We start from the raw sequence: 22,155 nt of genomic DNA on the forward strand, positions 1-22,155 counted from the left end.
ACTGGTGCCTGACATTTCACTCACAAATATTTTATTATTAAGTGTTTATTTATAATTTATCAATATCCCGGATTCTGGTCAGCCTGATTGATGAGCGGGTTGGTCAGAATCTCATTCGTCGGAATCGGGAAGATTTCCTGATAAGCCTCGTGCTCAAAGAAACGGAATGAGTCACCAGTCTGCAGACAAGCCTCTTGTGAAGAGTTGGCTGCTGTCTTCGGATATTCGGCGGCAAACCATTCTTTGCACATACCCATACGGCACAAATCATGGTAAAGCGAGAACTCGGCATTGAATTCATGGCGACGCTCTATAATCAGCGCCACCTTCCATACCGGAGAAGTATAGCCTTTGGCTGCTTTATAGCTTGTATAATAGGTCTCTGCATCCGGCACTTCCACCGTCTGGGTATTCAACATGTCGGCGGGTAGGTCAATCATCGTCGCTCCCATCTCCAAATTACCCCAAGCACGGTTACGTATCTGACGTATCATGTTCCATCCGGTAGCGTTGTCACCTGTCTCGAAACAACATTCTGCATAGTCGAGCATGATGCCTGCATAACGCTTCAAAGTCAACGAAATAGGATTGAATACTTTGTTGTTCTCACCTGGCTTGCATCTCCAGTATTTCAAGGAATAAACAGTAGGCATATTTTCGGAACCTTGGAAAAGACCGTCAAAACCACTTGTCACCCCTACAGTCTGCCCGGTAATGGGATGCGTATCCCCTTTGGCAACAGCAGAGTATTGGCGGCGTTTGTCACCCGGTTCAAAGGAACGTACAAACTCCCAAGAAAGACAGAGAGACCCCCAGCCTCCCCATTCGGGTGCCGCACACATATATCCGTACCACATCATGGCATCTGAAGACGAATCGGCTCCCCAGCCCATATATCCTTGTTCATGATACATCACCTCAAATACAGATTCTTTGGTCCAATGTGTATCCCAGGCATGCAGGTTACCGAAGCAGGGCTCCAATGAATAGGTTCCACTGTCCACTATATCCTTTAGTTCCGTCTTGGCTTTCGTAAAGTCTTTCTTCAACATATACAGCTCGGCCAAATAAGCTTTGCAGAACCCCTTGGTTATACGTCCGTATTCACCATTCATGGGTAACCAGTCCAGATGGTCGCGTCCAAAAGACAAATCTTCCTCGATAGCCGCATAAGTCTCATCCACGGATTCCGGACGTGCCTTTCCTACCGAAGTAGTATAGGTTTCACCGGTAAGCAACATCGGTACCCTTCCGAAAAGTTTCGTCAGGTAAAGGTAGTTATAACCGCGGATGGCACGTGCTTGCGCTTCATAAACGGTCTTGGAATTGCTGTCCGCAAATATAGAGGCATCCGCCGTCTCCAGGCCAGCCAGGAAACGGTTTGCACGGTCCACTGCACGATAACTCATCCGCCATGCAGTCTCCAGGGAACCCTTATCGGGTTTCCAGGCATGACGCTGCCATTCCGCATCCCAACCGGAAGCCTGACAGTCCATCGTAGAATGGTTGGCAGCAAATACCTGAGGCTTGAATCCCCATGTTTCGTCATCACCGGAACCGTGCTGGTCCGTATAAAAGGTATCATAAAGTCCGTTCAATCCGGAAAGGACATTCTCCTCCGTTTTAAACATGAAATCTGCCGGAAGAATATCGTAATGATCCACTTCCAAATAATCGTCACAAGACGTTACGGTGCTTAAGGCCAGCACACCGATCAACAGTTTATATAAGTTTTTCATAATCATATTTTTTATCCGTTAGTATTAGAACTGTACACTCAGACCGAAAGTAACCGACATCGGGAACGGATAACGTCCTCCGTCAAATCCCGAATACAATACATTGGAGTCACCAACTTCCGGATCGCCGAACTTATTGTACGAAGAGATGGTACATACATTGTCGACACTGGCAAATACGCGTGCATTTTCCATTTTCACCGGTTTCAGCACATTCTTCGGGAATGTATATCCTATCTGAATATTTGAAATCTTCAGATAATCCCCCTTCTGGATGTAGGCGTCGGACACACGCATGTTCTTATTATAGTCTGTCTTGGTGATACGCGGATATTTGGCGCCGGTATTCGAAGATGACCATGCATTATTGATATATTCCTTCAGTACATTCTGATAACCGCCGTCGGGTGCATAGACTGAGGTCAAGCGGGCCGAAGAATAAGAAAGGATATCCATACCGGCTACACCGTACAAGTTCATCGAGAAATCAAAGTTTTTCCAGGAAGCGGTAAGGTTCATTCCGTAAGTGAACTTGGGATATCCATTGCCTATAACAGTACGGTCGGCATCGGTAATCTGCCCGTCACCATTCAAATCAACAAACTTATAGTCGCCGGGCTGGGTAGTCTTGTCCTGATATACACCACTTTCAACTCCCTTTTCAACCGCCAGCCTATTCATTTCATCAATTTCGGCCTGGGTTCTGAAAATGCCTTCTACCTTCCAGCCATAGTAGGAACCTACAGGATAGCCGTTCTGTGTAATGGAGTGGTTGTCCCAGTTGTCGCCATCTTGTGCTGAACCTGACTTGCTGAATATCGGATCGCCGACTTCAATAGCCTCGTTCTTCAGGGTAGACCCATTCAGTCTTATGCCGATATTCCAATCGCTGAAGCTCTTGTTCCACGCAGCAGTAAACTCGAAACCTGAGTTACGGATATGTCCCGCATTAGTATAGACATTGGAGAAACCGGTGGAAGGACGAATCTGGCGATACAGAAGCAGATCCTTTGCGTCACGGATAAAGTAATCGGCAGAGAAAGAAAGCTCATTGTTCATAAAGGCAAAGTCAATACCGATATTTGTCTGCTCATTGGTTTCCCATTTCAGGTTGGTATCAATTTCTTTCTGCTGGGCAATACCGGCACCGTTAATCACACTCGAACCATTAAAGAACCAGTACATTGCATTTGCCGAAGACAACTGTGCTATGGACAAGTTGGTACCATTGCCCGCATTACCGGTCTGTCCCCATCCGGCACGCAACTTCAAGTTACTGAACAGTTCTAAATCCTTAATGAACTTTTCCTCGGAAAGACGCCAAGCTACAGAAGCGGAAGGGAATGTACCATAACGATTGCCGGCACCAAAGTTCGAAGAACCGTCGCGGCGTACCGTTGCAGTCACAATATAGCGGTCGTTCAAAGTATAAGTCAGACGGCCGAAGTAAGAAAGGAATCTTGTCTTCAAATCCAGCCCACCATCCGTTTGCTTAGACGATGGGTCATTGGTCAATGAAATTTTGCGGATGTTGTCTGCCGGGAAATCGTTGGCACTGGAATTCAGCCAGGCACCGTTCGTATCGCTGGTAGAGAAACCGGCCATTGCACTTACGCGGTGATGCTCATTGGACCAGTCATAGTTCAAGAACGCTTCCAGACCGAGTGAAGTGGACTGGCTCTGGTTCAGCGAGAACGAGTCCTTACGGTCTTGAGTTCCAAAGGTTCTATCATTATAGGCTGTATAGCCATTATAACCTTTTGTATAATAATTATAACTGGCAATAGTCTTGAAAGTCAACCCTTTGTACAAATCGAGTTGTAGGAAAGCACTAGCAAGCATACGGTCCCATTTATTAATACTGTCGGCAGTCTTGGCAGCAGCAACCAGATTGTCAGCTCCCTTGTTCACGTCTCCATTGCCTTCTTTCTTGTAATGTCCCCAAGTACCGTCGGGCAACACAATAGGCATGGAATAGAAAACACCGTCCTCTACATAATCCATGGTTGGAATGGCTTGTGCATAGTTTCTCAGGTTGCCTCCTCCCATCTTTTCCGAATGTGCATAGTTCAAGTTCAAGCCTACATGCAGAAAGTCTTTCACTTTGTGAGTGATATTAGCGCGTGCCGTCAAGCGTTTAAAATTCGACTCAATCACGATACCCTGGTTGTTCAAATAACCCAGAGATAAGTTGGCTTGGGTATTTTCGCTGCCTCCCGAAGCAGAAAGGTTATAGTTCTGCTGTAATGCCGTGCGTGACATTTCATCCTGCCAGTCAATGCTGTTCAGTCTGCCTATGTAATCCTCGCCATATGCCAGATTGGTCATGGCAATACCGTCATTCTTGACGGCGGAACGTACAGCACTTGCAAACAAGCCCGCATCAGCCACATCAATCTTATTCGAATTGAACTGGAGGGCATAGTTGGCCGAAAAGTTCACCTTTGCCTTCCCCTTACCACCGTTCTTGGTAGTAATCATAATGACGCCATTGGCACCGCGAGTACCATAGATTGCCGTAGCCGAAGCATCCTTCAGAATTTCGATGGACTCTACATCATTAGGATTCAAGAAATCGATGGAAGTTCCTACCTGCACACCGTCCACTACATAGAGTGGGTCGGCAGAACCATTCACGGTTGCCACACCGCGGATACGGATGGAGAAACCTCCTTCCGGGTCACCGGAAGAACGGATGACAGATACACCTGCCGCAGCTCCCTGCAAACCTTGTCCCAAGTTCACCGGATTCCGCTTCATCATTTCCTCCGCATTCACGGAAGCCACAGAACCGGTGAGGTCGGATTTCTTCATCGTACCGTAGCCCACAACAACTACCTCATCCAAGGTTTCGGTATCCTCCTTTAAAGTAATTTTCAGAGCATTCATATTCCCGGTTACTTTGACCGTTCGCGCCAGATAACCGATGTAACTGGTCTTCAGCGTAGAACCTACGGGACACTGCAAGGAGAAGTTACCGTCCAAATCGGTAATCATACCGTTTGTCGTACCTTCCACAATGACATTGGCACCGATGATGGGCTCGCCTTTCTCATCCACCACTTGGCCCTTCACAGTAACTACACTCTGCTGTACGACAGTGACACCTGCAAACGGCTGTACGCTTGTTGCAAAGAGAGGTCCGGCACATGCCAGCGATACTGACATGATACCCAAATACTTCATCACATTTCTCATAAATACTAAATACTTAGGTTTAACAAATACCCCGGTCATAAGCACATCGGGAAAAAGATATGCGACACAATTTTGTGCCACTATAGAGGCACTGCCGTGCCATTGGGAAGGCACATCTGTGCCACCATAGTGGCACAGATTTCGGTAACTATATCCCTTTCTCTTCCATACCGACAGGGGTGAATTCAATATAGATTTTCAAAGATTAAGTTCAGAAACTCAGGGAAGTGCCTTCAATCTGGTTCAACAGTTGCGGTTTGGCCTTTCCACAATCCACTTTCACAACCTGAATACGGTTGTCGGCAGGTAGACAAACCAATCCTTCTGCCTGCTTCTTGTCAGCACTGTATACCTTCAGGCTCATTTTGCTCCAATCCATCTCAGCAGTGGACTGCGCCAACTTCAGATGAGGAAGTACCGAACCGTCACGTACCAGCATGATTATCGGCAGACTGCCTGCTTCAATCCGGTGCCATCCGCCTTCGTAGACTTTCTCTGTCTGGTAGTCTATCCATTTTCCTTCGGGAAGGTAAACTGTGCGGCCCGTCATACCGGATTCAAGCAAGGGGGCAACCAGAATCTGCGAACCGAAGAGATACTCGTCATCCACTTTCCATGCTCCCGGATCATCGGGGAATTCTACAAACAAGGCTCTTAGCATCGGTAAGCCCTTTTCTGTACATTCCTTAGCCTGAGCATACACATAAGGCATCAGACGGTACTTCATCTCCGCACTCTTGCGGAAGACATCCTGCACACGCTTGCTGTCGTACAACCACGGCTCTGTCGGAGGTGCCCCATGCGCGCGGGTATGGGAAGTAAGAAAACCGAACGGTATCCAGCGGCAATACAAGTCCTCCGGAGTGGATTTTACAAAGCCGCCCATATCATGGCTCCAGAAGGAGAAACCGGACAAGCCGAAGGACAAGCCTGCACGAAGCGTACCCAGCAGACCCGTGTTCGTAGTTGCAGCATCACCGCCCCAATGCAATGGATAACGCTGGGAACCAGCCCATGCGGCACGTGCCCACATTATATTCTCGTTGTGCAACTTCTTGGTTATCTCGGACACTGCCATATCATAACGCACCGGATAGAGGTTATGCTCATACCATCCGCTCTTGCCGGAAGCGTAAATACCATTCAGTGGAGCAGCCTCGCCAAAGTCTACTTTAATGGCACTGACACCGATATTCAGCAATCCCGCCAGTTTGTCCTGATACCACTTTACTGTTTCCGGATTGGAAAAATCAAGCACCACATCTTCGTAGGGAAGTTCACCATTTCCATTTTTCACATACATGTCTTTCTCTATCAGTTCAGAGAAATAACGGTTTTTAGGAGTGAAATAAGGCAACTGCCACAAACATACATGGAAACCTTGAGACCTCAAATCCTTCAACATCTGCTGTGGATTCTGGAAACGGTTCTCGGAGAATTTATAGTCACACTGCCAGTCCACATCAAACCAGCCGGTATCGAAATGGATAACATCGCACGGATACTTGTTCTTACGGATATTGGCCGCTACATCATAACCTTCCTTTTCACTGAAATAGGTAATACGGCTCATCCACGTACCGAAAGACCACAAGGGGGGCATGCCCGGCTTTCCTACCAAATCGGTGTACTCGTCCAGAATATCTTTCGGCTCGCCGAAGAAAACGAACAAATCCAGGTTCTCGTCACCCATGAACATTTTGTTCAGCCCAATATAGGTAGCACCAAAATCACAAGTCACGGGAGCGGATGTATGCATAAACATACCATATCCCCGGTTACTCATAAAGAAAGGAATCGGTTTGTACATCTGGTCCGTCTCAGGCCCTTGTGGGTCTGTAACGAACAAGTTCACCTTCTGTCCGGCCTTGTTCAGCCCAGTGGCAGACTCTCCGCAACCAAAAATCATTTCATCTGCAGTCAAGGTAAATACCGGATTGATGCGGCGAGCATTGTCGCTTCCCCGCTTCACAAAACAGAACGGCGTATATTTTACCTGCGTAGAGTCCGCGTCGCTCAAAGCGGCAGTCTGGCTCAAGATACGTCCGGCTTTATCCTTCAAGACGATTCTCCAAGGATTCTTGTTAATCTGAATGGTTCCATAGTCGCTGGAATAGATAATCTTGTCATTCGTCTCGGTAACTTTCCAGCTTCCATCCCTGCCCGGTTCCTTTGCCAACATGATGGAAGCGGCAGGTTTGGGTTCCACCGGGGTCGTTAGCATACGGATACGTACCGTACGCGGAGTTACAAAGTCAATCTTGAATTTGAGGTTAGGGTCATTTTCATAGGCAGTGAAGGGGAAATCGAGCATTCTCATTTTACGGGGCTGTGCACCGTTGGTATTGAAGGCTTGGCGGGGCATCAGATGCCCGCGTTTCCAATTCACCAGCCCTTCACCCGACTTGGCATCGAATGACTCCAGGTGATCTGCAAAAAACAAGGTATTACTCAAGTCACGGAAATCGGTACTCATGTCCAGAGGTTGGTTCATCAAATACGAAGTACCGTCATTGACATGTGGCTGTGCCAACAGATTGCCACCGGCAAACAACAGCATCGCCACTGCTAAAAGTTCTTTCTTCATACTATTAGGATTTAAATGATCTCGCCTGCAAATGTATTTTTCTTAAAGGAAACACAGATGCCTTAAAAATGTCTTTTAATATCCGGTTTTGTTTCATAGAACCCATATAGGGCCATTGGAAACAAAATGCATACTATTTTTCACCAAACGGAGGATATCATCCCACACGAATACGCAAATCTTTCCTTGCTCGTTCGAAGGATTATATTTAAGTTTGCAGTTACAATATTGTTAATCCTTCTAATAAAGAAAATACATGAAACAACTGCTCCTATTCCTTATATGCAACCTGGCCTTCCTCCTTACTGTTCAAGGTAACTCAGCGGAAATCCCGCCGGCTGTCATGTTCAAGCAGCTCTCTACAACAGAAGGACTCTCCAACAACAGTGTCCGAAGCATCTACAGAGACAATAGGGGATTCCTCTGGGTGGGGACAGAATCAGGACTCAACAAATACGACGGCTACTCCTTCCAGCAGTATTACCAGAACAACTCCGACCTGCCGGACGATGCCATCAGCGAAATTTTCGAAGGACCGGACGACAATGTATGGATAAGGACTTCCAGCGGCTACAGTATCTATAATTATAAGACCGGTAAATTCGACAATGACTATAAACCCATACTCGATGGGCTGCAAATCCCCAGTAAAAACATTCTGAGGATGGGAAAAACATCCAAGAATGAGTTTTGGGCCTACGACTATTCCAAACTTTACATACGAAGCATGGACAACAGCTCCATCAAAGCCTATCCACTGGCAGTTGAAAAGATTTCAAACCTCTATATAGGTGTCCAGTTCATTTATATAATGTACTCCAACGGTACCCTATACAGTATCAGCAAGCAGACTTCCGAAGTCAAGGAAATAGCCATTCCCACCATCTATAGACCTTTGCTGGAGAATCATGAGCCACACATTTACATAGACCAAAACGAAAGCCTATGGGTATACACCTTCCAAAACAGCCTACTTTTGCACAAGAACAGTTTTACACAGCAATGGGAGGACATCAGCCTGAACAATAACACTCACATACAGTACAATCGCGTGCAACGCATCCTCGACCTGGGAGACGGCAACGTATGGATACTTACCAGCCATATGGGGCTGTTCGTTTACAACACCCTGACCAAATCGCTTACCAACTTGGTGCACAATCCATTGAAACCGCACACCATTGCCAGCAACAATCTGAATACCATTTACCGGGACAAAGACGGAACCATATACATAGGGAATTTCAAACACGGTATTTCCTATTATAGCCCCATGTCCCAAATCATACTATGCAACAAATCCCTGGAATATGATGATATCCTGACCTTCTGCGAAGACACCAGCCAGGAATACATTTACTACGGAACAGACGGTACGGGACTAATCCGACGTTCACTAGTGACCGATTCATACGAAAAGATAGCAACTCCCGCCAATATTGTAGTCGACTTATCCATCGACTCCAAAAACCGCCTATGGATAGGCACCTTCCAGAAAGGACTGCTATGCTACTCGAAAGGGCAAATCAAACAATACACAGTAAGTAACAGCCAGCTTCTCGAGAACAATGTGTATACAGTAAAGGTAGACAAACACGGATACATCTGGATAGGTACCATGAAAGGATACATACAGAGGTTAAATCCGGAAACCGAGCAGTTTGACACCATCTTGTACCGTCCGGGAGAATTCTTTGTCCGAGATATGTACTATGATAAAGACAGTACCCTTTACGTAGCGACCAAAGGAGGACTCATTATCATCGATACGGAAACCCAAGCCTATAATATCTACGCCGAAGCCGGCCGCTTCAAGGAGAACAATATGCTCACTGTCTATAAGGACAGCCGGGACCTTCTTTGGATAGGACATCCACACGGACTGAGTATATGGAACCAGAAGAACGACTCCATCTACTTCCTTGACCAGAAAAACGGACTTGCCGCCAACCTCGTCAGAGCCGTCACGGAAGACAACAACAACCAGATGTGGATTGGTACCGGCAACGGCATCTCACGAATCAAAATAACAAACGGTACATACGCCATCGTGAACTACTCCGTAAGCGACGGACTGATATGCAACGATACCAATGTCCACGCCATCCTCAAGCTACAGAACGGCAATATACTGATAGGCACGCCACAAGGTTACCAGACTATCATTCCACAAGACATCCTGACCACAAGTTATGATGCCAATATTTACCTTACCGGTATTGAGCTCAAATCCGGAATGACCCATCCGGACATCCTGAACGGCAGCTCACTTGAATGTGCACAACATCTTTCCTTCACTGAAAAGGAAAATTCATTCACTCTGTCCTTCTCTGCCCTCGACCTGGTGGAAACGGATAAGATAAAATATGCCTATAAGATTCATTCCAACTGGATTTATGCTGAAAACAACAAAGTAAACCTATCCATGCTGACTGCCGGAAACTATACTTTATCCGTCAAGGCATGCAACTCACAAGGCATATGGAGCCCCAACGTCAAGGAACTGAAAATAAAGATACTCCCTCCTTGGTGGCGCACTTGGTGGGCTTATACCATATATAGCGGTATCGTTTTGTGCATCCTTCTGTCCATTATCCGCAATCTGCGCTTACGCCAAAAGCAGAAACAAATCATGCAGGCCATCGAGGTGGAAAATGAAAGGCAGCAGAAAATCAACAATATGAAACTGCAGTTCTTTGCCAACATAAGTCACGAACTGCGGACCCCCTTGTCACTTATCATCAATCCGCTTGAAGAGTTTTTCGTAGACCATCCCGAATATCGTAAAGGCATTCTGGATATGGTCAAACAAAATGCCGACTATCTGCTGGAACTGATTAACCAACTGCTGGATTTCAGAAAGCTGGATGCCAAGGCTGAAACCCTGAAATGCAAACATGACAACATCCTTATCATTCTGAGTGAAATATTCCACTCTTTCGATCCGATAGCACAGAAACGGAACATCAGCTATAGCCTTACCGCTCCACAACATTCTGTATTCATGGATTTCGACTATGACAAGATACGCAAGATATGCACAAATATCCTGTCAAATGCATTCAAGTTCACTCCCAATAAAGGAAGCATCTCACTGGATATTGCCGTAAGAGGCACAAATCTGGAACTGACCTTTACCGACACCGGTTGCGGCATAGAGGATGAAGCCAAGGAGAAAATATTCCAAAGATTCTATCAGTCGGGCAAAAACCAGTCGAACAACGGAGGCAGCGGCATTGGACTGCACATTGTTTCCGAATACGTAAAGATGCATCAGGGTACTGTCTGTGTCAGGGATAACCAGCCTTGTGGTTCTGTATTCCTGATTGCCCTACCCCTACACCAGAACAGTAATGAAACCAAAAACGGAGAACCGGTCGAAGGACCGGAAATAAAAGAAGAATCCCATCCATTCACCATACTACTCGTAGATGACAACTACGACTTCTTGAAATTTCTCTCTGAAAGTCTTGCCAGGCAGTATCATGTATTAAAAGCCACAAACGGAAAACATGCACTGAATGTACTGGAAAAGGAAGATATTGATTTAGTGGTCAGTGACATCATGATGCCCGAGATGGATGGTCTGGAACTATGTTCAACCATCAAGAATGACATACGCTACTCCCATATCCCCATTATCCTCCTGACAGCTAAGGCAAGTGAAGAACACCAATTGGAAGGGCTTAGCGTTGGCGCAGACGACTATATCACCAAGCCTTTCAATATGGAAGTCCTCAAGCTGCGCATCAACAAGATTATCGAGATGAACGTCAAACGTCAGGAAATATTCAATCAGGACATTAAAATCGAGCCAAGCCGTATCACCATCACTCCCCTTGACCAGCAGCTGGTGGAAAAAGCCATCCAGATTGTAGAGGACAATATCAGCGAAACCGAGTTTTCCGTCGAGGAGCTTGCCAGCAGCCTGAATATATCACGCAGCTATTTCTACAAGAAAATGATTAAGATAACGGGAAAGAAACCCATCGAATTCATCAGGACCATCCGTATGAAACGTGCACAACAACTCTTGACAGAAAGCCAGATGCAAGTTTCGGAAATTGCATATACCTTGGGGTATAACTCCCCCAAGATATTCTCCAAACATTTTAAAGAAGAGTTCAACATCAGCCCATCCGAATTTATAAGGCAGCAGGCTGAATAGAAACATTATTTTGACATCAAAGCATCCAACGAAGACACCAACGCCACCAAAGCAGCACTCCAATTAATGGCTATTTCATTGGAAGCATACGAACCTTCCACATCTGCATAAGACTCATCCGGCAGATTGGAAGGATAGGGTACACCGTCTTGTTGGCCAGGATTGGGACCGCCAACAAGGAAACCGGGAAGAGGTGCCTCTATATCATCCGATGCAGAAAGACGATGGTGCGGATACAGAGGACTTTTCATCCCGAAACCGGTGACATAACAATATCCCGTGGCATTCTTTCCTAAAATGTAGTCCATATTGCGGTAGGCGTTCGTCAGGTACGACTTCTCACCCGTAAGCAAATAGGCGCAAACCAGTGAAGTGGCTTGGTTAGCACACCCTTCGGCAAGGCATCCCCAAAAGAAATCTTTGGCATCGTTGCCGTAAGGAGCGTGGAAAGGAGAGCGGTCAGCACCCCGCACAGCCTCGGCAGCATAGTCCAGTAGCAGGTCTTTCATGGCATTTGCCAACTCCACGTCTTCACCCTGATATTCCCTGCCCGGTTGCAGCCAGGCAAACACGCCCAACGCAGTGGTATTGCCCCAAGAAGGAGTCTTATATGCAGTGGGCAGATGCTTCTTCACTTGTTCCCGGTAAACGGGCTTTCCCGTAGCAAGATAGAGCTCGGAAGCCGCCCAGAAGAATTCGTCATCGGCACTACGATCACCGTAAGCTCCCGTAACCACGGCAGGTTGATATTGCTTGTTGAGGAGGTCCTGATGATAGAGCGCTTGCGGATGCGCTTCTGCCCAGGCGTAAGCACGTTCGGCAGCCTGCAAAGCCACTTCCGAAAAGCCAGGATAATCCTCTTCGTAAGGAGCAAACAACACGGAAGCTTGCGCTAAAGCCGCAGCATAGTCCAATGCCGCCGTTACTGATTTCTGAACTACATAACGGGGCTGCTTACACTCCGTAGGCTTGATAAATCCCTCGAACGAAGGGGTAGTCAGCTTGTGGTAGACTCCTCCGTCGGCAGGGTCTTGCATGGTCAGCATCCATTTCAGGTTATAGTACATCTCGTCCAGCAAATCGGGCGTGTGGTTTCCGCTTTCCGGGATGTTCACCCGTTGACGGATAAAATAGTCAGGAAAGCGGGCATAAATCGCCTGCATCAATCCGATGGAATAAGCGGAGTTCACAATGTACTTGTTATAATCTCCGGCATCATACCATCCTCCCGGAGAAGAAATCACCGCTCCCGCCTTACGTTCCGGCCCGGCAGCATTGGGATGTACCAGCACCTTGTCATCTGGATGGCCTGCCGGACGGCTCCACCGACCCGCATAAGTCGCTTCGATGGGCATACCCGTACGTTGGTAATAGAAAGATTTCAAAGCGGCATCGGCCAAAGGGGACAGCACCTTTTCCTTTACTTCGAATGCCACTGAATCGCCGTTAACCAACAGAAGATATCTTCCCGGTACCGTGATGTCACTGAAATCCAATATTGTCCTGCTCCTATCCGACCAAGCGGATGAAGCGGTATATCCGGGTTTGCCGGAAAGTAGCCGATTGCCCGTGGCTGCATCTACTATGGTAAATTCACGTACCTCACCGGCATTCACCACAGCTACTTTTTCCTGCTGGGGATAATACCCTAACTGATTCAAACGTACAGTTTCTGAAGGATGCCCTAAAGTGGCCATTCCTCCCAGAACTGTAAACAGACATGTAGTTATATTCATATCACTATTCTTTATATATTAATATTATTCCATTTCAAAATTATTTATCCGACAATAAGGTAATGAAACTGATAGCCGGCAAGTGTACCCGTACCAGTCCATTCTCCACCTTCACTGCAGTTTCCTTCATGCAGTCCTTTGTATTGGTCACATAGACTTTCAGTTCCTTCACTTCTGCAGGGATACCGGAGATGACAGCCTCGCAATCCGCCCCATTATTGACCATATGGACGGCATATTCTCCGCGCACCATATTTCCGAAAGCCGCACAGTTTACATTTTTCTTGCTGCTACTGACTGGAATAGCCAAGGCATCGGCCGGAGTGGAGGCCAGCTGCTTAATGTTCCAGAAACGTTGTGTAGGACGCAAAGGACCTTTGGAGCCATAAATGCCGTCTCCCCACAACAACGAATAGTCTGAAGTGAGCTGCCACTGCAAGATGGACAATGGTTGGCAAATCGCACAAATACGTGTATACAGATTGATTTCATAAAGTGCAAACGTCGACTCATTGAATATCTCGGCATAACCATGAGCAGCGGCATCCGTACTACCCTCACCAACCAAGAGTAGTACATTAATCTCTTTGGCAGCACCCGCCCACTTCCTTAACGTAACATCATCACAACCACGCCATGAATGGAAAGAAACTGCACCAATATACTTATGAGTCTCAGGATTGTTCAAAGCAGGAAGGATAAAATCGAAAGTAGTGGCATCCGAATTGTCGCCAAGCAGCATGCGGGTAGGAAGATTCAACCCTGCCAGATAAGCACCGAACTCCTTAATGAAATCTGCATGCTCCTGCGGAGTGTGGAGGACATCAATACCCAAATCCGATTCATTGAACGAGAACATGGAGAACTCAATACCATAATACCGTTTGGCATACAACAGATAATCTGCCATGGATTTATAAATCTTCTCCTTTTTCCGGTTATCCAGACGATAAGCAATGACACCACCTTGACGGGCATAACTTGCAGGACCTCCGTCAATGGCCCATGCAGGCGGAAACCAACAGCTTAGTATTACCGGCATTCCCATCGCCTTCAAGCGCTTTGCCATGAGGAGACTTTCCTCCACCCGCTTGTTCAGTCCCCCATTCTGTGCCACGGCAATAGGATCGGATTCTTCTTCGGGTTGCCACAATCTCCACGGAAATTCCACACGGCCATAAGCTACGCGCAAGTTTTCCAGACAGTAATCTATCACTTTAGGGTCGGCAGCAGGATTCTGCAGGCGGAAATTCCCTCCAAAGCCTGCAAACAAACTTCCCGGATTCTGCATATCCAATGTAATTTCCGCGTCACTGTGATCTATCACTCCGGAAGCATGCAGTTCCATAGACAATGCTGTTCTCCCAGCCTTTTTCAGAATCGGCATTAGCGAGATATACACAACAGTACCGGTAGACTCTTTTTCAACCGTGGCCTTTACAGACTTATTGAACTTGAATTCCAACTTCCTATTGGCCGAAGTAACGGTCAGCTTCCTGCCACTTGTCCTTACTTTGGCATCAACGTAGTTTTCCGGACTTAAAGCAATACAGTAATAGGCTGTCTGGTTCAAAGTAGTGTCCGACAGCGCATCAATAGAAATCTCCACCAAGCCTTTTCCCTTATCAGTCACTTTCTGATGGAACTTTACACCTCGTAGAGTAGTCGTCACTTCCTGCATATCCCCCTCACGATGGAAAACGGGACGGACCTGCTTCTCCTTTCCAGTAATCTCCATATCTCCTTTCAAGGTTCCGACACGCAGGGATGACTCAAAGTCTATCAATTCACCGTCTACACGGACACCCGTGATATTGCTCCATGCCATCACTTCCGTCTGGGCAGAAAGCGGCAGAGATAATATACCACACAGCAATACAACTATTCCAAACTGGAAAATTCGTAAATTCTTCATAATATCAAATCTATAAAAGGTTGTCATTTCAGTCTGGTATCAATCTCAAACCCCATACGGCTGTTATGATAGGGACAATTCCACATACTTGCTTTAGGCTCCTTGTAGCGGGGAGTTCCATCTTCCAGCACCGTTCTGAACCATTCACCATACTCCTTGTCTATCATCCGTGATTTGATGAAGTTCCAAGTGCGGACGGCACTGTCCAAATAAGATTGTTCACCAGTCAGTTGCCAGGCATTGATACAACCGACCACAGTTTCCGCCTGGCACCACCAGGAAGCATCCTTCCTGATTTTGTCCTTATGCCGTTCGTACATCATGGCGCCCATCGGGTTGATGCCCTCTTTCAAGGAGGCGTCTGCAAGTTCCAATGCTACCTTCCTGCACCTCCCGATAACCTCCGGGTCACCCAGAGCCTCTGCAGCTTCCGTCAGCAACCAGGAAGTTTCGATGTCATGCCCGTAAGAGTCGATGTCATCCAGATTGTTCCAATTCGAATCACAGTACAATATCAGGTGATGTGTTTGTGGATTGTAGAGCTTGGTTATTATCAAATCTATTACTTTTGTAAGACGTTCGCGTAGGCCATTATCCTTCCATACTTTATATAAAGCTGTGTATGCCTCCAATACGTGGATATGGGTATTCATTGTTTTGGTGGCAACGCCATCTCCATCATATCCCAGCTTTTGGGGAACTCCCCATTCGCGGGTGAAAGATTCTATATAACCATCGTTTACGGGGTCTTTGATTCTGCTCTCCATGGTCCGGTAAAGTTCTATGGCTTTTTGCAGGCTTTCATTGTTGCCCGTTGCTCTAAAATGTTCGGACAAACCGTAGATAGCATAAGAGCAGCCGTAAGTCTGCTTGTTCGTATCCAATGGGGTACCGTCCGCTTTTATCAGCCAATATACGCCTCCATACTGCGAATCAATGAAGTGGTCTATGAAATACCGTTGCGCCCTGTCAGCCAATTTACGGTAGGCAGTATCGCCATACATCCGGTAGGCGGTTGAAAAAGTCCAAAGGATGCGGGCATTCAGTACACCACCTTTGGGAGTATCCGCTATCGGGGCACCGTCACGTCCCAATGAACCATAAAAGCCTCCGGAAGGGTCTACGCTGTATCTTTCCCAAAAAGAGAGGATATTCTCTTTCAAGTCCGAGGTTATTTCATCTTTTAAAACCTTGTCTACGTGTGACTGTGCTTGCAGGAAAGGTGTAACCAGCAACCATACTGTAATCAGCAAAAAAACGGAAAACATACGTTTCATAATATAGCGATTTAAGGAATTAATCATAGTTACATTGCAAATGTACAAAAAAACAAGTTGCCACTACTCACTACCATCCTTTTTCAATGGATACAATTGGTTCCGATAAAGGCTGTTTTTGGGTACTGAGTCCTTGTTTTACCAGACATCAGCTTTTATTAGCTCAAACGTTGGTATCTGGCAGTTCAAACACCATTGTATGACAAATATAACAATGAATATCATAAAAATAGAGGAAAAAGACACATTTCATAACGTTATTGGCTACAAACAAAAGCCATCCGTTTCCTTTTTAGTCCGTATATTAGTAGAAAATTTCGTAACTCAAAAATAGATACTATGAGAAAGAAACATTTCCTATTTGCATCAGTCTTGGCACTGCTTTGCGGCAGCAGTACGCTGCATGCGCAAGACTTCAAGCTGACATCCTCCGGTTATTTCAAGAACCAGGGAGTCGACGTCATGGCTTTTGATGACATCTATCCCGAAGGACACCAGGGAGGGGTATGCATCATCATGAACGGACACCGTGTGGCAACAAACGGAGACATCCGCCTGGAAGCCACGCCCGGACAATGGCAACCCGTACCGAAACAGCTCGACCGGAAGCTTGGTGACAACAGCATCACCGCCACGCTGTGCTATCCCGACTCCTCACGCCATCTCACCGGATTCAACCCGATGATTTACCCGGACCTCCACCTTATATATACGGTAAACGTGGAAAGCAAAGGTAAAAACATAGAGGTGACCGTAGATCTTGACCGCCCCATTCCCCAGGAATTCATCGGAAAAGTGGGCTTCAACCTTGAATTCTTCCCGGGTTCCCTCTTCGGCAAGCCCTGGATTATGGACGGTCAGAGCGGCATCTTCCCGCAACAGCCCAACTCCCCCCTGATGACAACCCAGCCCAACTATCTGCATACAGGAAACTACCATGACGGCAAAAAATCGCTGGCAGACATGGACAAACTGATAGGAAAAGGTTACAGCCCGATTGTGGCAGACGACATCATCAGCGAACCTTATGCCAAAGGAACCAAGTTCACCTCCCGGCCCGATGACCCTTACAACAAAGTTACCATCGAATCATTGAGCGGTGACCTGCAACTGTTTGACGGGCGTATGAACCACAACAACGGCTGGTTCGTACTGCGCAGCAACATAAAACCGGGTGTCACCAAAGGTGCCGTCAAATGGATTATCACTCCGAACGTAGTGGCCGACTGGATGTATCAGCCGGTTATCCAGACTTCACAGATAGGTTATCATCCCACTCAGGACAAGGAAGCCGTCATCGAAATGGATATACGTGACAACAGAAAGGAAACGGCACAAATCATCCGCATTGATGCCGACGGCGAAAAGGTTGTCAAGAACGTCACTCCTGCCAACTGGGGTAAATTCTTGAGGTATAACTATCTGAAAGTAAACTTCACAGATGTAAAGGAACCGGGGCTTTATAAGATTAAATACAATACCTCCGTGTCTCCCATCTTCCGCATCGACAATGACGTATATGCCCGTGGCGTATGGCAACCCGTACTGGAATACTTCCTTCCCGTACAGATGTGCCACATGCGCGTCAACGAAAAATACCGCGTATGGCACGACTGCTGCCACATGGACGATGCCCAGATGGCACCGGCACACAATCATATCGACGGCTACGACCAGAAAGAGGGCCTGTCCAAGTTCAAACCGGGTGAAGTGGTTCCCGGAGTGAACATAGGCGGCTGGCACGATGCCGGAGACTTTGACCTCCGCATCGAATCCCAAGCCGGAGAATCCTATATCCTGGCACTGGCCTACGAAGCTTTCCACCCGAATCTCGACGTGACTTCCATCGACCAGATAAACCGTGTGACGGAAATCCACCAGCCCGACGGTAAGAATGACTTGCTGCAACAAGTAGAGAACGGCGCCCTTACGGTAGTCAACGGCTACCTGGCACTGGGACGTCTCTACCGGGGAATCATCTGCAACGACCTGCGCCAGTACGTACTTCTGGGTGATGCCGCCGCCATGACCGACGGGAAAATCGGTAATGAAGACGACCGCTGGATATTTACGGAGGATAACCCCGGACGGGAACTGTCGACAGCTGCCCAGCTGGCTGCCGTATCACGTGTATTGAAAGGTTTCAATGATACATTGAGTGTGCATTGCCTCGACATTGCTCGCAAAGTATATGCTTCTACCGGAAGCGGCAACAACAGAGCCTTGTTCCCCAAAGTGCAGGCAGCCGTAGAGCTGTACCTCACCACCGGCGAACAACCCTATATGGACTTCATTCTGGACAACCAGGAGCTCATCATCAAGCAGATAGGCCGCATCGGCTGGTACACGGCACGTGTGGAAAAACTGTTCGCACAGATGAAGAACAAGAAAGCCAAAGCCTTTTCAGCAGCTTTCCGCAAAGCTTTGACCGGATATGAACAAGAACTGAACAAACAAGTGCAGGAGACTCCCTATGGCGTTCCCTACCGTCCGAACATCTGGGGTGCAGGCTGGGATATACAGCGTTTCGGCTTCCAGCACTACTTCCTGACAACCGCCTATCCGGAAATATTCCCGAAAGCACCGGTATTCAATGCCCTCAACTTCATTCTCGGATGCCACCCGGGCTCCAACCAGGCTTCCTTCGCCTCGGGTGTCGGCGCACAATCAGCCACTGTAGGCTACGGACTGAACCGCGCAGACTGGTCGTACATTCCCGGTGGAGTCATTTCCGGTACGGCGCTTATCCGTCCCGACTTCCCGGAACTCCTGACGTTCCCGTTCCTCTGGCAACAGACTGAGTATGTGTTGGGAGGAGGTTCGTCCCACTATATGTTCCTGGTACTTGCAGCAGAACAGTTGCTGAAACAATAAAAGACAGAGGGGGAACAAAACCCTCTGGATATTTTCTTTTAGGCGCGGATTACACGGATTTAGTTTACTGCATCCGTGGATTCCGCGTAACCCGCGCCCAATATTATAGTATAATGAAAGTGTTTATATACTTTTCACTCTTTCACCAATTATCCGTACGGAACGGAATGGTAGGCAGTTCATTCCCACCGATCATCGTACCAATCTGGAAATCATGGAAACAATAGCGCACGCTGACGGGATGGGATACCTTTTCTGAAGAGATTACCACTTCATTCGTCTGCCAGTGCAGCCATACTTTGTCGGCAGGATGGAACACACGGTCCTCACCCGCCACTTCGAAACCGCGAAGGTCATAGTTGCGACAGATACCCATTTCCAAATGGTCGAAGGAAACCCATGCTTCACTGCCTTTAGCAGTCCATGACTTATATTGTGGGCCGAAACAGTGTATCTGCTTCAATCCATAGGTAAGGTTCAATGCCAGATAGCTCAAGCGTTGACCTACCTTTGTCTTGTTGCGGGGATGGATATTGTACATCTCATAAGGCTCTACAAGGTCGTTTGTCGAAATCATACCACTGTTCGGAATCAGGCTTTGGGCACGGAATTGCGCTTCACGTAGGTAAGCAGCTTTCTCTTGCTGGGTACCTCCATAGGCGTACGGCGCTATTTCGGCAAAGTAGAAAGGCAATTCGCCCAGCCCCCATTCCTTGCGCCACAGCTGCACCATGTCGGCCAAGCGTTCGGCATATGTTTCATGGCGACCTACGTTCGACTCTCCCTGATACCAGATGAACCCTTTGATGGTATAGTTCTGAAGCGGCTTCAGCATGGCATTGTACATCAGCATGGGGCGGAGCATGGGATGCAGGCGTTCGATGGAATCGGGGTTGAGAGATATGTCTGGATAGTTTTCCAGCAGTTCACGGCTTATCCAACCTTCTACAGTGGATCCACCGTAAGCGCTACAGATGATGCCGACCGGAATCCGGAGGGCACGGCTCAACGAAGTGGCAAAATAGTAGGCCGTCGCACTGAAATCGGGTGCGGTTTCTATGGAAGATATGTTCCAGCTACCTTTGCAGTCGGTTTGCAGTTCATAAGTCTGGTGCTTGGGAACGGTGAACATACGCACCCCCTTATTCTCGGCAGAAACTATGATGTCATCCGCTCCGTTCATGATGCAACAGCCAGCAAAACCTTTCAGGGGCATTTCCATATTGCTCTGGCCGGAAGCAAGCCATACTTCACCGATTAGGATATTCTTCAACGTAGTTTTTTCTCCGTCATCAAAAGTTATCTCATAAGGCGTGTATCCTGCTGCCGGAGTCTCCACGGCAAGCGTCCAACCGCCATCCTTATCGGCACGGCAAGTCATTGTCTGTCCGTTCCACGAAGGCGTAACGCGTACTTCGGCTTCCGGAGCAGCCGTTCCCCACAGTTTCACTTCAGTCTGCTGCTGGAGTATCATGTTGTCGCCCACCAGTGCAGGCAGTTTTACTTTGGCGCCCAACGAGGCGGCACCGCATAATAGAATCAATGCAAGAACCTTACTTTTCATAGTATATTTGTATTTAACATTATATTCGGAATCAATAACGCGAGCAAAAATAAGGCTTTTTTGCTCACGTTCTCCGTTTCATGTGCAAAAAGTGGGTGTTTTTGCACATGTGCTCAAACAAAATTATACATTGATGTATTATACATTGATGTATAATTTGTATATTTGTCATTAAATCAAGAACAGAAAGTTTATGAAATCACCTTTTCAATACGGCACACTGGTTGATAAAGAAAGTTTCGTCAATCGGGTAGAAGAACGAAAGCAACTGAAAGAATTACTTGGATCGGGCATCAACGTAATGCTTATTTCACCGCGCCGATGGGGAAAATCGTCGCTTGTAAAAGTAGCTATGGACGAACTGACACAAGAAGACAAGCATATCCGTGTCTGCTTCATTGATGCATTCAGCATCAAGACGGAAGCTGAATTCTACCGCATCTTTGCGCGAGAAGTCATTTCTTGCACCGCCTCCACCCTTGAAAAGAGGCTTGAAGATGTGAAACAGTTTCTTAAAGCCGTTTCTCCCAGTATCACATTGAAGAGCGACCCAACCGATACCCTCTCCTTTGACCTGAAATTGGAACTGGAAGAAAAAAGTGTCATGGAGATACTGGAACTACCCGAAAAGATAGCAGCTGCCAAAGGCATACACCTGATTGTCTGCATCGACGAGTTCCAACAACTGGCACTACTACCCGGCTACAAAAGTATGGAGGGAAAAATGCGCTCTGCCTGGCAGAAGCAGCAACAAGTCTCCTATTGCTTTTACGGAAGCAAGCGGCATATGATGATGGATATCTTCAACAATTCTTCTAACCCCTTCTACCGCTTCGGACAAGTACTGTTCCTGCAAAAGATAAAGAAAGAGGAATGGGTGCCCTTCATCGTCAATGCCTTCCACCGGACGAACAAAGAAATCAGCGAACAGCAAGCAGAACAACTGTGCGACATCGTGAAATGCCATTCGTGGTATTTGCAACAGTTGTGCTATTTCATCTGGAGCGGTACGTCTGAAAAAGTGACAGATGAGATTATCGAAATCGGCAGTATCCATAATTTTGTGTAAATAGAAACGGGATTCAGTTATAAGTTCT

General features: G+C 47.2%; 10 protein-coding genes. 3 read left to right on the plus strand and 7 right to left on the minus strand.

Translation table 11 applies throughout. From position 1 onward, the window contains the following. Positions 1-59: 59 nt before the first annotated feature. The 3 genes from DXD78_RS18870 to DXD78_RS18880 form a co-directional block, all read right to left on the minus strand. Complete coding sequence (locus tag DXD78_RS18870) at positions 60-1,739, minus strand: RagB/SusD family nutrient uptake outer membrane protein (protein WP_008662437.1); 1,680 nt, start codon at positions 1,737-1,739, stop codon at positions 60-62. Positions 1,740-1,763: 24 nt separating this feature from the next. After that, positions 1,764-4,937 (minus strand): TonB-dependent receptor, encoded by a 3,174-nt coding sequence (locus tag DXD78_RS18875; RefSeq protein ID WP_211475851.1) that lies wholly within the window; start codon positions 4,935-4,937, stop codon positions 1,764-1,766. Between the two features lie 211 nt (positions 4,938-5,148). Then, positions 5,149-7,524 (minus strand): TIM-barrel domain-containing protein, encoded by a 2,376-nt coding sequence (locus DXD78_RS18880; protein WP_005830996.1) that lies wholly within the window; start codon positions 7,522-7,524, stop codon positions 5,149-5,151. A gap of 256 nt (positions 7,525-7,780) precedes the next feature. On the opposite strand from DXD78_RS18880, the gene DXD78_RS18885 reads away from it, so the two are divergent. After that, positions 7,781-11,692: a two-component regulator propeller domain-containing protein gene (locus tag DXD78_RS18885; protein WP_009037561.1), complete on the plus strand. Its 3,912-nt coding sequence runs from the start codon at positions 7,781-7,783 to the stop codon at positions 11,690-11,692. A gap of 5 nt (positions 11,693-11,697) precedes the next feature. Here the strand turns inward: DXD78_RS18885 and DXD78_RS18890 are convergent, their stop codons facing one another. Genes DXD78_RS18890 through DXD78_RS18900 form a run of 3 tightly spaced genes read right to left on the minus strand, consistent with a single transcriptional unit; the run spans position 11,698 to position 16,620 of the window. Beyond that, a complete protein-coding gene (locus DXD78_RS18890) occupies positions 11,698-13,428 on the minus strand; it encodes a glycoside hydrolase family 9 protein (protein WP_005831000.1) in 1,731 nt (576 codons plus the stop codon). 40 nt (positions 13,429-13,468) lie between these two features. Further along, positions 13,469-15,343 carry a hypothetical protein gene (locus tag DXD78_RS18895; protein WP_227741077.1) on the minus strand — a complete coding sequence of 625 codons (1,875 nt, stop codon included), beginning with the start codon at positions 15,341-15,343 and terminating at the stop codon, positions 13,469-13,471. Between the two features lie 23 nt (positions 15,344-15,366). Next, positions 15,367-16,620, minus strand: coding sequence for an AGE family epimerase/isomerase (locus DXD78_RS18900; protein ID WP_009037559.1), 1,254 nt, complete (start codon positions 16,618-16,620; stop codon positions 15,367-15,369). A gap of 339 nt (positions 16,621-16,959) precedes the next feature. On the opposite strand from DXD78_RS18900, the gene DXD78_RS18905 reads away from it, so the two are divergent. Then, positions 16,960-19,494, plus strand: a complete 2,535-nt coding sequence (locus DXD78_RS18905; RefSeq protein WP_005834212.1) for a glycoside hydrolase family 9 protein — start codon at positions 16,960-16,962, stop codon at positions 19,492-19,494. Positions 19,495-19,636: 142 nt separating this feature from the next. On the opposite strand, the gene DXD78_RS18910 is transcribed toward DXD78_RS18905, so the two are convergent. Beyond that, positions 19,637-21,058, minus strand: coding sequence for a sialate O-acetylesterase (locus tag DXD78_RS18910; RefSeq protein ID WP_005831010.1), 1,422 nt, complete (start codon positions 21,056-21,058; stop codon positions 19,637-19,639). Positions 21,059-21,251: 193 nt separating this feature from the next. Here DXD78_RS18910 and DXD78_RS18915 point away from each other — a divergent pair, with 193 nt between their 5' ends. Continuing rightward, positions 21,252-22,127 (plus strand): ATP-binding protein, encoded by an 876-nt coding sequence (locus DXD78_RS18915; RefSeq protein ID WP_227741078.1) that lies wholly within the window; start codon positions 21,252-21,254, stop codon positions 22,125-22,127. Positions 22,128-22,155: the final 28 nt, after the last annotated feature.

It is taken from the genome of Bacteroides sp. D20, from assembly GCF_003436255.1.
GTDB lineage: Bacteria > Bacteroidota > Bacteroidia > Bacteroidales > Bacteroidaceae > Bacteroides > Bacteroides uniformis.